The organism is Sphingomonas sp. dw_22 (assembly GCF_018449795.1).
Taxonomy (GTDB): domain Bacteria; phylum Pseudomonadota; class Alphaproteobacteria; order Sphingomonadales; family Sphingomonadaceae; genus Sphingomonas.
On record NZ_JAAVVE010000024.1, the window covers coordinates 45,116 to 59,730 of the forward strand.

A 14,615-nucleotide genomic window follows, 5' to 3' on the forward strand; every position below is an offset into this window, starting at 1 on the left:
CTTCCGACGCCGAGGGGCGCCGGGCAAGAACGCCGGCCATCCTGCACGGCGCAGCTTCGGCCGGGCAGCCGGCCAGAGCCCCACCCTGCCTCTCCGCGCCTTTCCCAGCAGTCACCCGCCCCAGGATCCAGCCGGTATCCCGCCATCCCCTTCCGCCAAGGAGTAACCATGCGCCGTCGCACTTTCCTGTCGTTCCTGCCCGCCGCAGCCGCCACGCCGATGCTGGCGCAGCAAGGCCGGGCGGCCTCCCTTCCGGTTGCCGGGGAGCCCGGCCAGAGCAACGCGCCCGCATCCCCCGAGGCACTGCCGAAGCGGTGGGAGCCGGGCGCGCGCAGCTTCGTCCGGCCCGACGTCCACGCCGGCGACCGGCCGGTCGGTGCCAGCTTCGCCTCGCGCACCGCCGCCTATGGCCTGTCGGGCGCCGCCGGCACCGCGCACCCGCTTGCCACCCAGGCCGGGATCGAGATTCTCAAGCGCGGCGGTTCGGCGGTGGACGCGGCGATCGCGATCAACGCCTGCCTCGGCTTCCTGGAGCCGACATCGAGCGGAATCGGCGGCGATTGCTTCGTGATGCTCTGGGATCCGAAATTGGGCAAGGTCGTCGGGCTTGCCGGCTCGGGCGGATCGCCGCGCGGGCTGACGCTGGAGACCGTGCGCGCGCGGGCGAAGAACGGCGTGCTGCCGCCGCTCGGCGCGGTCAGCATTTCGGTGCCGGGCGCGCTGGATGCCTGGTGGATGCTGCACAAGCGCTACGGCAAGCTGCCCTGGGCGGAAGTGCTCGCCCCCGCCATCGTGCTTGCCGAGAACGGCGCGCCGGTGCCGGAAGTGATCGCCTGGTCCATCCGCGGCAGCCTGACCGGATTCCAGCGGCCGGGATCGGGCGTGGAGGAAGTCGCCAACGCGGTGCGCACCTATGGCCTGGCCGACGGCAAGGGGCCGCTGCCGGGCCAGGTGTTCCGCAACCCGGACCTGGCGCGCACCTATCGCCTGATCGCGCAGGGCGGCCGCGACGCCTTCTACAACGGGCCGATCGCGGAGACGATCGAGCGCTATTTCAAGCGGATCGGCGGCTGGATGACGCGCGCCGACCTTGCCGCGCACCATGGCGAGTGGGTGACGCCCTATGCCACCGACTATCGCGGCACGACCGTCCACGCGCTGGGCGCCAATACCCAGGGCATCGCTACCCTGCAGATGCTCAACATGATCGAGCATTTCGACATGGCCGGCGCCGGCTTCCAGTCGCCCGCCGGAATCCACTGGTGCGTCGAGGCCAAGCGCCTCGCCTATGAGGATCGCGCGCGCTATTATGCCGATCCGCACTTCTCCAAAGTGCCGGTGGAGTGGCTGATCTCCAAGGAATATGCCGCCCAGCGCGCCGCGCTGATCCGTCCGGACCGCATCCTCACCCCCGTCTATCCCGGCCAGGCGCCGAGCCGGGGCGACACCACTTATTTCACCGCCGCCGACAAGGACGGCATGATGGTGTCGATGATCCAGTCCAACTTCCGCGGCATGGGATCGGGCCTGGTCGCCGACGGGCTGGGCTTCATGTTCCAGGATCGCGGCCAGCTCTTCAGCCTGCAGGACGGGCATCCCAACATCTACGCGCCCGGCAAGCGCCCCTTCCAGACGATCATCCCCGGCTTCGCGACCAAGGGCGACCAGCCCTGGATGAGCTTCGGCGTGATGGGCGGCGACATGCAGCCGCAGGGCCAGGCGCAGATCATCGTCAACCGCGTCGACTATGGGCTGGAGATCCAGTCGGCCGGGGATTCTCCGCGCTGGCATCATGAGGGCTCATCGCAGTCGATGGGCGAGGACAAGCCCGGGCTCCCCGCCATCGGCCAGCTCAAGCTCGAAACCGGCGTGCCGGATGCGACCAAATCGGCGCTGGCCGATATTGGCTGGGCGATCGCCAAGCCCGATGGCGGTTTCGGCCGCTACGAGTGCGTCGAGCATCGCATGGACGGGAAGGACCGCGTCTACGCCGCCGCCAGCGAGATGCGCGCCGATGGGTGTGCGCTGGCCTATTGAATCGGCCGAATGGGAGGCCGTTGCGGATGTCGCGGACGCTGACTGATGCGTGGAGGAACTTTGGGGAGCATGTCATCCGGCTGAACCGATGAGTCCCGCGCTGTAGCCAAACTTACATGTTCGTCACCTAGGCGCAGCGGGCAACGCACCTGACCTGAGCCCTTCGTCGTGACCGCACCCAATGTCCGCCCGATAGATCGCTGGTTCGTCGACGAAGTGCTGCCGCATGAACGCGCCTATGTGGACTATGCGCGCCGCACGGTGCGCAACGACGACGAAGCCGGCGACATCGTCCAGGAAGCCTATGCGAAGGTCTTCACGCTCGACGGCTGGGCCGCCATTGCCAACCCGCCCGGCTATGTGATGCGCACGATCCACAATCTCGCCATCGAGCGCATCCGGCAGGCACGGGTCGTGACCATGCAACCGTTGCCGGCGCCGACGTTCCTCGACATCGCGGACGAGACGCCGGACAGTTTCCGCATCGTCGCGGGACAGAAGCAGATGGCGCGCGTCCAGCAGGCCATCTCCGCGCTGCCGGAGCGTTGCAGGGTCGCGCTGGTCCGGCGTCGCTTCGCCGAGGAAACGCCTCGAGAAATAGCCAGCGATCTGGGAATCAGCATCTCCACGTTCGAGAAGCGGCTGGCACGCGCCGTGGCCCTGCTCACCCTCGCCCTGACGCCGCAAAACCGATGCTCCGACGAGCAGCCGTCCGAGGAACGGGATCACAAGGCGCTTCTCTGACTTGCGGCGACTTGATAAGACTCGGCGGCAGGACCGATCCTCCGCTTGATCGGATCAGAACGCAGACGCGCTGGTACATGAAAAACTCAAAAGATCCTTTAGGTCAGGATGCCCTTATTGCCGAAGCGTCGCGCTGGTTCGCTGCCCTGGATGCGGGCACTGCCCGCCGGGACGAGTTCGAAGCCTGGCGGAGCCGCGATCCCGCGCATGCGGTCGCCTATGCCCGAATCGTCGGCAACTGGGAGAACATCGCAGCCGGTGCCCCGATCCAGCGGGAGGCCCCGGCTCGGGTGAGCAGGCGTCAATGGCTGAAAGCGGCTGCCGTCGGCCTGCCCGTCGCCATTCTCGGTTCCGGCCTTCTTGCGGACCGCGCCTATGCCTGGGAAAATGCAACGACCGGCGTGGGCGAGACGAAGCGTGTGGCGCTGCCGGATGGCAATGTCGTTCACCTCAATACCGATACATCGCTTTCCTGGCGCTTCGGCGACGGAGAGCACGCCCTGCGACTGAATCGCGGGGAAGTCGCCCTGGACATGAAGCGCGGCAGTGCGACGGTCCTGCATGTGAACGACGCATCCTTCCCGCTCACTCCCGGCCTTTTCGACGCCCGGATTACGTCCAGGCAAGCGGAGCTCACGCTTGTCGACGGCACACCCATGCATCTGCCGGGCGCGGAACCCAGGTTGACGCTTCATCCCAATGACGCCGTTATCGTCGATAGCGGCCGCCCTCCCCGCATCGAGACGCGCAGTTCGGAACGGGTCGCGTCCCTGGTCGCCTGGAGAGCCGGGGAGATCGTCTTCCTCGACCAGTCGGTCGCCGACGCCGCGGCGGATTTCAATCGCTATCTCTCCCGCAAGATCGTGGTGCGCAACGCCGATCTCGCGCGGGAGAAGATGGGAGGGCGCTTCGACCTCAATCGGCCCGATCAGTTCCTCAAGGCCGTCTCGTTGAGCTTCAATGCCCGGGTCGTCAGCACCGAAACGGGTTATGAACTGACCCGCTGAATTTTTTTCTCGGCGACTTGGAGGCGGTCCCCCGAAATCCCGTCATCCCTGCGAGTGGCACAATTCTGCGCCATGTCGGGGGGTCGTACATGTCCGTTCGCACGTTCAATTCCATTTTTGCCGCCCTGGTCGCCTCGACGGCGGCCGTCGCAAGCCCTGCCCAGGCCGCGACCATCTATTTCAATGTTCCGTCCCAGGGGCTCGACAAGGCGCTGATCGCCTTTTCCAAGCAGGCCAACGTCAAGATCGTCTATCCCGCCAACGAGATCCGCGGCCTGACCGCGCCCACCCTGCGCGGCACCATGACGAGGCAGAAGGCGCTCAGCCTCCTGATCGCCGGTTCCGGCCTGCGGGTCGTGGGTGACGACGGCCAGATCATAGCGCTTGCCCGGGATGCGCGGGGACAGGATACACGCGGACAAGATACGCGGGGAAACGTGCCCGCTGTCGCCCAGTCTGCCCAGACCGACCAAGCTGACCAGCAGGATGCCCCCGATATCGTCGTCACCGGCTATCGCGGCTCGATCGAGGAAAACATCCAGGAAAAGCGTAAGGCCAATGCCTTTGTCGATGTCGTCACGGCGCAGGATATCGGCAAGTTCCCCGACAAGAACGTCGCCGACGCGCTGCAGCGCGTACCCGGCGTAGTCATCACCCGCGACGGCGGCGAAGGCTCGCGCGTGAGCATCCGCGGCCTCCAGCCCGGCCTCACTCTGACGCTGCTCAACGGCAATTTCCTGGCGGGCGCGGATAGCGGCGATCCCCAGCGCTCGTTCAACTTCGTGATGCTCCCGTCGAACTTCATCGCCAGCACCCAGGTGTACAAATCCTCCGAGGCGCGGCTGGAGGAAGGCGGCATCGGCGGCACGATCATCCTGAACACGCGCCGCCCGTTCGACGTGCCCGCGAACTCGGGCTTCATCTCGGCCGAAGGCACCTATTCCGACAACAGCAAGAAGTTCGAGCCGCAGATCGGCGCCCAATATTCGTGGAAGAACGAGGATGAGACGATCGGCTTCCTGATCGGCGGCACCTATCAGAAGCGCACCAACCGCGAGATGCGCGCCACGGCGGGCACGTGGCGCTGGTGGAGCGACCGCGACGCGAACAATCAGGTCGTCACCCGCGCGACCGACGTGAACGGCAACCCGATCGCCAACGACGCGGCCGTCTCCTACTGGACCGGCGGTGGCCAGAGCACGCTCGATGGCACGCATTATTCGGGCTATTGGGCGCCGCAGTCGGTCCGCACCGAGATCTTCGACCAGGATCGCGAGCGTTTCGGTATCCAGGCCACCGCGCAGCTTCGCCCGGTGGACAACCTCACGCTGACCGCGAACTATTTCCGGTTCGAATATAGCAGCGACTATGTCCACAACCAGCTGACCATCCCCGAATGGGGCTATGGCAAGTTCTTCAGCGGCGCCGTGTTCGACAAGAGCGGCACGGTGATGAAGGCGGCGGACTTCACCGTGCCGCCGGACGGCACCGGCTGCCTGGCCAACACGCCGCCCTGCACGATGGAGACACCCCGCCTCACCGGCTATTACAGCAAGGAGAAGCAGCACTCGCAGACCTTCGAGGGCGAGGCGCATTACAGCCGCGACAGCTTCGACGCGGTGCTGAAGGTCGGCAAGACCATGGCCAGCGGCGGCCCGTCGATGCGGTTCCAGGTCGCCGCCAAGCCGCGCATCACCGTCACCGGCCAGGAGCAGAACGGCAATTTCATCAGCAACTGGGATCTGAGCAACAAGGGCGTGGCGATGGAATTCTCGCCCGAGCTGCAACAGAACATCATGAACGGCATCGCCCAGATCGACGTCGGCGGCACCAATTCGAGCTTCACCAACAGCCAGATCGACCAGCCCTATGTCCAGCTCGACATGACGCGGGAGTTCGGCGGCGATGGCCTGCTGCGCTCGATCCAGGTGGGCGGCAAGTGGCGCAAGCTCGAAGTGAACCGCAAGACCGGCCGCAACGAATGGTATGCCGATCCCGCAACCAAGAAGCGCTATCAGGACACGCCCGCCGGCGCGGTGGCGCAGCCGGGTTATTTCTACGACACGCCGATCGGGAACATCAACGGTGCCTTCACCGCCAATCTGTTCCCCGCGATCAATTTCGAACGCTATCTCCAGATCATCAACGACACCTATGGTCCCTCGGTGGTCGTGGAAGAGCCGAACAACGTCTACGATCTGAGCGAAGAGGTCTTCGGCGGCTATGGCCAGATCAACTTCGGCAAGGGCGGCCTTCGCGGCAATATCGGCCTGCGCGCCGTCCAGACGAAGCAGACCGACGACACGTCGGACCGGCTGCAATATGAGAACGACTATTGCGTCGACGGCCCCGGCGGCCCGTTCGATCCCAACCGGCCGATCGGCGCGGACGGCAATTGCCAGATCCTGCCGCTCGCCGTCCGCGAGACGATCGAGAATGTCCGGCTGCACGAGCGCAAGACCTATACCGACTGGCTCCCGAGCCTGAACGTCTCCTACGACGTCACGCCCAACCTGCTGCTGCGCGGCGCGGTGGCGAAGGTGGTAGCGCGGCCGGCGATCTCCGATCTGGCCGGTGCGCGCTCGCTCACCTACAAGTCGGCCGAATACGCTTTCGACCGCGACCAGTTCGGCGAGTTCGAAGGCTGGTCGGGCAGCGGCGGCAACGCGCAGCTCAAGCCTTTCTCCGCCTGGCAGTACGACATCGGCCTCGAATGGTATTTCCAGCGCGGATCGGTGATCGGCGCGACCCTGTTCCGCAAGGACGTGTCGAACTTCATCGTTCCGCTCGTGCTCGACGCGACGCGGGACGTCGCCGGAGAGCAGGTGGTGATCGAATCCTATTCGACGGTCGCCAACGGATCGAGCGCGGTATCGCAGGGTGTGGAAGTCTATGCCCAGCACACGCTGTCCTTCGGCCTCGGCGCGCAGGTGAACTTCACCTATAACGACACGTCGACGGCCGACGTCACGCTGGACGGCCAGAAGGTCGGCTCCTCGCCGCTGGTGGGCAGCGCCAAGACCCAGTTCAACGCATCGGTCTTCTACGAGAACAGCCGGATGCTGCTGCGCGCCTCGTACAACCGGCGCGGCGAAGTGGTCGGCGGCCTGTCCTCGGGCCTCAACACCTATACCGCGCCCTATGAGCAGGTCGATCTCAACGCCTCGTACAAGCTGATGAAGGGCGTGAACCTGACCGCCTCGATCATCAACCTCACCAAGTCCGAGGAGTGGCAGTATCTGGGCCACGACACGAAGGACCGCTTCGTCGGCAGCACCTATTCGGGCCGCCGCGGCTATGTGGGCGTCTCGTACAATTTCTGACGGCCACCGCCGGCCGGACGCCCCTCGCGTCCGGCCGGCATGCATTTGCGGAGCATTCCATCATGCGTAAATTCGCCCTGCTCGGCCTTTCGCTGCTCGCGGCCGCGCACCCTTCCGCCGCCCTCGCCTGGGGCGGGCGCGGACATGCGGTCATCGACCGCGCTGCGCTCGCCACCCTGCCCGCGGACGGGCCGCTCTTCCTCCAGAAATATGCCGACTTCATCGCGGAGGAAGCGACGATGCCCGATAGCTGGCGTTCGTCTTCCGAGCCCTTCTCGAAGATCGACGAGGATCCCAACCACACCTGGTTCGTCGAGCGGCTGCGCTTCCTCGATCCGGTGCCGCGCTCGCGCTATGCCTTTGTGCTGGCGCTCTATCGCGAGCATCTGCGGGTCGCGAAGACCGATCCCAAGGTGGCCGAGCGGCTCAACGTCCGCTGGACCGGCACGCTGCCCTATGCGGTGATGGAAGGCTATGGCCGCATCGTCGCGGGGATGCGCGCCCTGCGCGCCAAGGAATCGCGGGGCGAGCCGACCGCGCATATCGAGCAGGTGCTGGCCTTCGATACCGCCTGGATGGCGCACTATATCGGCGACGGCACCCAGCCCCATCATGCCAGCATCCATTGCGAAGGCTGGTTCGGCGACAATCCGAAGGGATATACGCGCAGTGGATCGATCCACGGCAAGTTCGAGATCGGATATGTCGACGCGATAAACCTCCGGCCCTCCGACATATTGGGCCGCATCGGCGCGCCCGAGCACCAGGAAGGCGACCTGTTCGGCGAAGTCCTGCGCTTCCTGGGCGACAGCGCGAGCGAGGTCGAGACGATCTACGACCTCGACAAGCGCGGGATATTGGCGGACCCCGCCAATCGCGAAGGCCGCGACTTCGTCTATCACCGGACCGCAATCGGCGCGGGGATGCTGCGCGACCTGCTCTATCGCGCCTGGAAGGAGAGCGCGAAGCCCGGCGTGGGCGAGCCCCGTCCGCAAGACCCCGCCAGCCCGCATTATGATCCGGAGACGGGTTCGGCCCCGGCGCTCTGACGCTGTCTCATCACTTTCATTCCAGCATGCGAAAGTCCCGCTCATGAAAATCGATCGCCGCACCATGATGAAGGCGGGTGGAAGCCTTGCCCTGCTTACCGGCCTTGCCCCTTCCTCCGCCCTGTTCGCCCGGCCGCTAGGCGCGAATCCCTTCACGCTGGGCGTCGCCTCGGGCGATCCCTGGCCGGACGGCTTCGTGATCTGGACCCGCCTTGCGCCGCGTCCGCTCGACGAGCATGGCGGCATGCCGCAGAGCGCGGTGCCGGTGAGCTGGGAAGTCGCCGAGGATGCGGGCTTCACCCGCGTGGTGCAGAAGGGCGAGGCGCTGGCCCGGCCGGAGCTGGGCCATTCGGTGCATGTCGAAGTGAGCGGCCTCAGTCCGCATCGCCATTACTGGTATCGGTTCAACATGGCAGGCAGCGATGTGAGCCCGGTCGGCATGGCGCGCACGGCTCCGGCGGCCAATGCGGTGGTCGATCGGCTGCGCATCGGCGTAGCCGGATGCCAGCATTGGGAAGCCGGCTTCTACGATTGCTGGGGCGCGCTCGCCCGCGAGCCCGATCTCGACCTGATCTTCCATTATGGCGACTATATCTATGAAGGGCGCGGTCGCCCGGTCGGCGAGCATGTCGTCCGCCAGCATGCCGGAGACGAGATCTACAGCCTGGACGATTATCGGCGGCGCTATGCCCAGTACAAGACGGACCCCAACCTCCAGGCCGCGCATCAGGCCTGCGCCTTTGCCGCGTCGTTCGACGATCATGAAGTCGACAACAACTGGGCCGGCGAGTTCGACCAGGACGGGACGCCGCCCGAATTCTTCCTGCTGCGCCGCATGGGCGCGATGCAGGCATGGTATGAGAACATGCCGGTGCGCCGCGCGCAGTTGCCGAGCGTGCAAGGCATCACCGCCTATCGCCGGCTCGATTTCGGCCGGCTGGTGCGCACCCATGTGCTCGACACCCGCACCTATCGCACCGACCAGCCGTGCAACGACATTGCCCGCTCCGAGCAGTGCACGCCCGAGAAGCATGACAGCCAAAGCATGATGGGCGCCGCGCAGGAAGCGTGGTTGGACCAGGGCTTGGCGAACCAGGCCTCCTGGAACCTGCTCGCGCAGCAGGTCATCGTCATGCCGCTCGATGTCCGCGCCGCCGGACAAACCAAGCCGGTCTTCGAGACGGACCTCTGGGACGGCTATCGCCCGGCGCGGGCACGGCTTGTCGACAGTATCCGCAAGCATGGCTTGACGAACGTCGTCATCGCGACCGGCGACCATCACAAGCACGGCGTCGGCACCGTGCCGGAACGGGATGGCGCGCCCGACGGCAAGCAGGTCGCCGTCGAGTTCCTGGCAACGTCGATCTCCTCGGGCGGCAACGGCAATGGCGAGACGGGCAACGACCATGTCCTGAGGAACAACCCCAATCTCGACCTCTACACCAACCGCCGCGGATACCAGCTATTCGACATCACACCCAAGCTGTGGACCACCGACGTGAAGGTGATGGACGAGATCGAGAAGCCCGGCGGCGCCATCCGCACCCTGACGCAATATCAGGTCATGCCCGACGCCCCCCGACTCCACCGCCAGGACGCCTAGTCGGCAAGGATGAACCCGCACGACCAAGACGGCGCGCTGCTCCCTCAACATGCGATTGCTCCGCCCGTTGAGGGGGCATGGTGAAGCGAACTGCTCAGCGAGGGCAATTTATCGCAGTTTGCGCAAAAAAGGTGGGCACAGCGGACTCGCGCCCTTTTCGCATTGGTTGTCCGCAGCAGGAGCGGCGCGGATCGACCGCGCCTGCACGCTCGGATTCACGTGGTCGATTCCAATTTGCTGTTGCGACTTATTATCGCTAGGGCGGTAGTATGTTGGCGCAGAGATTCGCTGCTTTCCTGCTCACGACGGCAATCCACGTCTTCCTGGCACTGATGGTCCTCCTGGTCCCGACGACTGGGCCGATCGTTCCCGGCAATCGGGAGAGGATGGCGCTCTTCAACATCGCGCTACCCTCTTCGCCGCCCGCCGAACCGGAGACGGCGCAACCGGCCGCCGCACGGCCGAAGGCCGCAGCAGCGAAACGCGCCTCCAGCCCGGCTCCCCTTCCCCTCATGCCGGTGCCGATGCGCCCACTCGCGGCAATTGCGGCTGTGCCCGGCGATGTCCCAGGCGAGCCGGCTCTATCGGCAATGCCGCTTTCCTCCTCGGTGACGAACCAAAGCAAAGCCTCCGCCGTCACGACAACAGCCGAAAGACCGCGGGAGATCGCAGCAAGGCCGGAGCCCGACCCTTATGCCGCGATGGTCCATCACTGGATCGAACAGCGCAAATCCTATCCCGCACGTTATGCAGCACGCGGCATCGAAGGAACGGTCATCCTCGTTTTCGAGCTGGATCGACGCGGCCGACTGCTGGCGCTGCGCGTCGCCGGCAGCAGCGGCATGCAGGAGCTCGACCAGCTGGCGCGCGCGCAGGTAAACGCAGCGGCCCCCTTCCCGCGCGCGCCACGCGACGCAAGCTGGCAAAGCCGCATGTTCACCGTGCCTATGCGGTACCGTGCTGTCAGCTGAGGGCGGCCTATAACGTCTCCAGGAACGCCACGAGTGCCGCACGCTCGGCGGGCGTAAGCTCCAGCGGTTTCAACAGCGCATCGCGCCGAGGCGGAGGCGCCTTGGGATCGGTGCGGGATTGGGTGCGGCGCTCCTCCACGCCGCCGGCATTGTAGAAGTTCACGATGCCGGCGAGCGTGGGGAACACGCCATTGTGCATATACGGTCCCGTGCGCCGCACGGCGCGCAGGCTGGGGGTGCGGAACCGGCCCACATCGGCCGGATCATGCGTCACGCCATAGCGCCCCAGATCCTCCAGTTCCCGGCCGTAATAGGTGAGGCCCAGATTGTGATAGCGCCCGTCGCTCAACAATGGTCCGCTATGGCAGTTGGCGCAGCCCGCCTTGGTGCGGAACAGGTGGAGCCCCAGCAGTTCCTGGTCGGTGAACACGGCCGGACCTTCGGCAAGCATCCGGTCCCAGCGGCTGGCGGGCGGCCTGATGCTGCGCTCGAACGCGGCGATCGCGGTGGCTATCAACTCGCTCGATATCCGTCGCGATCCGAACACCTCGGCGAATGCCTGGCGATATGCCGAATCCCGTTTGAGCCGGCGGAGCACCACCACCGGCTTGGCGGCCATCTCGATCGGATTGCCGATCGGTCCCGCCGCCTGCTCCTCCAGGCTCCTGGCGCGGCCGTCCCAGAAGAATTCGTGCATCCAGGCGACGGTGTAGAGCGACTGGGCGTTGCGCCGACCACGCTGGCGATCATGCCCGAACGCCGTGCGCAGCCCGTCGCCGAAGCCGAGTTCGGGATTGTGGCATGAGGCGCAGGTGATCTGCCCGGATCCCGAAAGTACGGGATCGTTGAACAGCTTTCGCCCCAGCGCCGCGAGCGCGGCGTCCTTGCCTTCGAGCTTGCGGCGCGGCGGCAACGGGCCGAGCTCCTCGAACACCGCGCCTTCGCCCAGCGCCGGCCGGGGCCATTCGCTGGGCTTGCCCGCATAGAGCCGGCGCAGGTCCACCGCCGCCGTTTCCTGGCCGCGCACGAGCACTGCGCCCACGAACAACAGGCTCGCCGCGCCCAGACCCAGGTAGCGAAGGACTTTCACCATGGCTCAGTAGCGGAACTTGAGCCCGAGCCACGCGGAGCGGCCATATTGATAGGGCTCGCTCAGGCTCGCATAGCCATCGCCCGAAACGGTATCAAGCAGGTTCTCGACGCGCGCGTCCAGCGTCAGCGTGCCCAGCGCGGTGCGGATCACATCGGCCTGCACGTTGAACGCGGCATCGACATTGCCCGAATAGCGCACCCAGTCATAAACATCATAGGTCACGCCATCCACGCGCTGGTTGACGCCGGTGTCCTCGATCCGCCGGAAGCTGCTGCGGTAATAGACGCTCAGATTGGTGCGGACCCGGTCCCGCAACCAGTTCGCCGACCAGGTCGCATTGGCGAGGAAGGGCGAGGAGAAGTCCGCGCTGCGGTTCATCTGCGCGATCTCGGCCGTCGTGCTCGGCTCGCCCTGGAAGAGGATCGGCACGGGATCGATGATGTCGTCGATGCCCTCCATATAATCGGGATTCGTCGTCTTGGTCTTGGAATAGTTGAAGCTGAGCGAGAGCGCGTGCTTGCCGAAGCTGCGCGCCCATTCGAGCGAGACGCCGCGATAGCTGGTCTCGCCATCATTGGTCATGGTGAAGAAACGCTTGGTGGTCGTCGTGCCGTTGCCATTGTCGACGACCTGGCTCTGCATCGGCGACTGGGCGAAGGCGTTGCGGCCTTCGCGATAAATGCCCTTCAGGCGAGCCTTACCCCCCAGCAGCGACGCGCCGAGCGCGGCCGTCAGCTCGTCCGCATAAGGCGTCTTCAGGTTGGAGTTGGAATAGGTCGTGCCGTTGCTGGTCTGGTACAAGAACCAGCCCGCGTTCGAATAGAGCAGCGAACCGCCGCTCGACACGCCGTTGCGCTGATAGATCTGCAGCGCGGGCTGCCGCTCGCGCAGCGCATAGCTCACCATGCTGGTACCGTAATAGCGGTTGGCGCCGGCACTAAGCTCCCAGCCTTCCCAAGGCAGCCGCCATGCCGCGGTGAGGCGCGGCGCGAAGACATGGTTGCCGAGGAAACTCTCATAATCATAGCGCAGCCCCCCGCGCAGCGTGACGGCGCCGATCTCGGCCTCCGCCTCGGCCCAGGCGCCGATCGCGTCGAGATCGACATTGGCATCATAGACGCGGCTGTAATTATACTGGCCCAACGCATATTGGCCGGTCACGCAATCCAGGCTGTCCCCGTCTACGCACACGACACGCGCATCGACCACCCCACGGCTATAGGCGCGCACCTCCTCCGGCCGCCATTTGTGCGCCTGGATGTGCGAATAGTCGAAACCACCCCGCAATTGCACCGCACCGAGCCGCGTGCCGATCGAGCCGTTCGCCCCGAAGAGCCGCTGCGTCTGGTTCAGGTCGCCGATGCCGCCCGTCGTGCAGGTGGAATTGGTGCAGAAGCCGCCGTTCGGCACGGTGGAGGCGATGTTGTACTGGACCGGCGGCGCCGTGCGGCTCGTGTCGCTATAGGCATAGGATGCGGCCAGCTTCCAATCGAGCGCGCCGTGGTGATCGACCTCCAGCTTGCCGGTGATGCCGCCGCCCTTGGAGAGGACCGTGTTATCGATGCCCGCCGCCGCGCCGGACTCGCTCTTGTAGGGCGTGTAGACGAACTGGCCGCTCAGCTTGGTGGCAGTGTCCAGATCATAGACGCCGCGCACCAGCATATTCTCGCTGGTGCTCGAATAATCCCGTTCGGCGCTCGCATAGCGCGCATTGGCGAAATAGGTGACCTTCGCCTCGCTGCGATTATAGCCGAACAGCAGTCCGCCATCGGCCGTCACCGGCACGTCGACGGTCGCGCCATAGCGCCATTTCTCGAATTCCGGCGGCGTGGGAATCTCCGCCCCCTCAAGCGCGTCGCGCGCCGATTTGGAGAGCTTGAGATGCGTCAGATCGTCGCTGGTATGGGCAACCGTCGCGGTCGCGGAGAAGCTGCGCTTGGGATCGCGCGTCTCGATCGCCAGCGCACCGCCGGTGAAACTGCCATATTCCGCCGACACGTTCGAATCACGCACCGTCACCTTGCCGACCAGCTCGGAATCGACCCAGAGTGCCTGGCTGCTCGGTCCGGCGAGTTCCTCGCCGTTCTGCGCACTGGTATTGGTCACGTCGAGCCGCGAGCGGACATCGATGCCGTCCAGCGTGATGCGATTGTCGTAGTAGAGCCCGCCCGAGATCGCGAGGTCCGCGGGGCGCAGATCCTGGACGTTGCTGCGCGACGCGGCGGTCTGGCTGCGCTGGAACTGCGCAGTCGGCAGGATCTTGAGCAGTTCGTTGACGTCGCCCGAGCCCGGCGTGCGCATCTCGATGTCCTGCCGCTCGATCGTGGTCGTCCCCGATTCCACGCCGCTGCCGAGCGTCACCGGCGGCTGCACCGTCTCGCCCTCGGCGACCACTTCGGGCAGCGCCTCTCCTTGCTTGCCCTGTGCCTGCGCTTCCTGGCTGGCACTCACCTGCGCATGCGCATGTCCCACAACCAACGGCGCACTCACCACGGCAGCCAACAACATCCCCGAACGAAACTTCACGAACTGCCCTCCCTGCAAATCTGTGCAGGGCGTATATGCCGCCATAATGCAAATGCAAATGATTCGCATCAAAGACATTTCCACTCGCGATCGACGTCGCCATCGACTTCCTGACGCTTCAGCCCAGCCCCACGTTCGGATGGGCGGAGCTATGGCGGGTCAGCGCACAGCCAAGACGAGCCGATTGATGCGAGACTGCCGGCACACGAGATCCCACGCCAAATCTGGTCGCGGCTGGATGAAAGCTGGAGGCACGTCAGCA

At 65.6% G+C, this 14,615-nt stretch carries 9 protein-coding genes; 7 read left to right on the top strand and 2 right to left on the bottom strand.

Going from position 1 to position 14,615, the window contains the following annotated elements:
- Positions 1-168 precede the first annotated feature (168 nt).
- The 7 genes from HB724_RS12065 (at position 169) to HB724_RS12095 (ending at position 10,734) form a co-directional block, all read left to right on the top strand.
- Complete coding sequence (locus tag HB724_RS12065) at positions 169-2,037, top strand: gamma-glutamyltransferase family protein (protein ID WP_213981187.1); 1,869 nt, start codon at positions 169-171, stop codon at positions 2,035-2,037.
- Between the two features lie 168 nt (positions 2,038-2,205).
- On the top strand, positions 2,206-2,781 hold the full coding sequence (locus HB724_RS12070) for an RNA polymerase sigma factor (RefSeq protein WP_213981188.1): 576 nt from the start codon (positions 2,206-2,208) through the stop codon (positions 2,779-2,781).
- Positions 2,782-2,792: 11 nt separating this feature from the next.
- Complete coding sequence (locus tag HB724_RS12075; RefSeq protein ID WP_213981189.1) at positions 2,793-3,788, top strand: FecR domain-containing protein; 996 nt, start codon at positions 2,793-2,795, stop codon at positions 3,786-3,788.
- Between the two features lie 89 nt (positions 3,789-3,877).
- Positions 3,878-7,111, top strand: a complete 3,234-nt coding sequence (locus HB724_RS12080) for a TonB-dependent receptor (RefSeq protein WP_256731479.1) — start codon at positions 3,878-3,880, stop codon at positions 7,109-7,111.
- Between the two features lie 62 nt (positions 7,112-7,173).
- On the top strand, positions 7,174-8,160 hold the full coding sequence (locus HB724_RS12085; RefSeq protein WP_213981190.1) for a nuclease: 987 nt from the start codon (positions 7,174-7,176) through the stop codon (positions 8,158-8,160).
- 43 nt (positions 8,161-8,203) lie between these two features.
- Positions 8,204-9,763 (top strand): alkaline phosphatase D family protein, encoded by a 1,560-nt coding sequence (locus HB724_RS12090; RefSeq protein ID WP_213981191.1) that lies wholly within the window; start codon positions 8,204-8,206, stop codon positions 9,761-9,763.
- 272 nt (positions 9,764-10,035) lie between these two features.
- Positions 10,036-10,734, top strand: coding sequence for an energy transducer TonB (locus tag HB724_RS12095; protein ID WP_213981192.1), 699 nt, complete (start codon positions 10,036-10,038; stop codon positions 10,732-10,734).
- Between the two features lie 7 nt (positions 10,735-10,741).
- Here HB724_RS12095 and HB724_RS12100 read toward each other — a convergent pair whose 3' ends face one another.
- Together HB724_RS12100 and HB724_RS12105 are read right to left on the bottom strand one after the other, a co-directional pair.
- Entirely contained in the window at positions 10,742-11,827 is a 1,086-nt protein-coding gene (locus HB724_RS12100; RefSeq protein ID WP_213981193.1) for a cytochrome c peroxidase, read from the bottom strand.
- A gap of 3 nt (positions 11,828-11,830) precedes the next feature.
- A complete protein-coding gene (locus tag HB724_RS12105) occupies positions 11,831-14,353 on the bottom strand; it encodes an energy transducer TonB (RefSeq protein WP_346344722.1) in 2,523 nt (840 codons plus the stop codon).
- Positions 14,354-14,615: the final 262 nt, after the last annotated feature.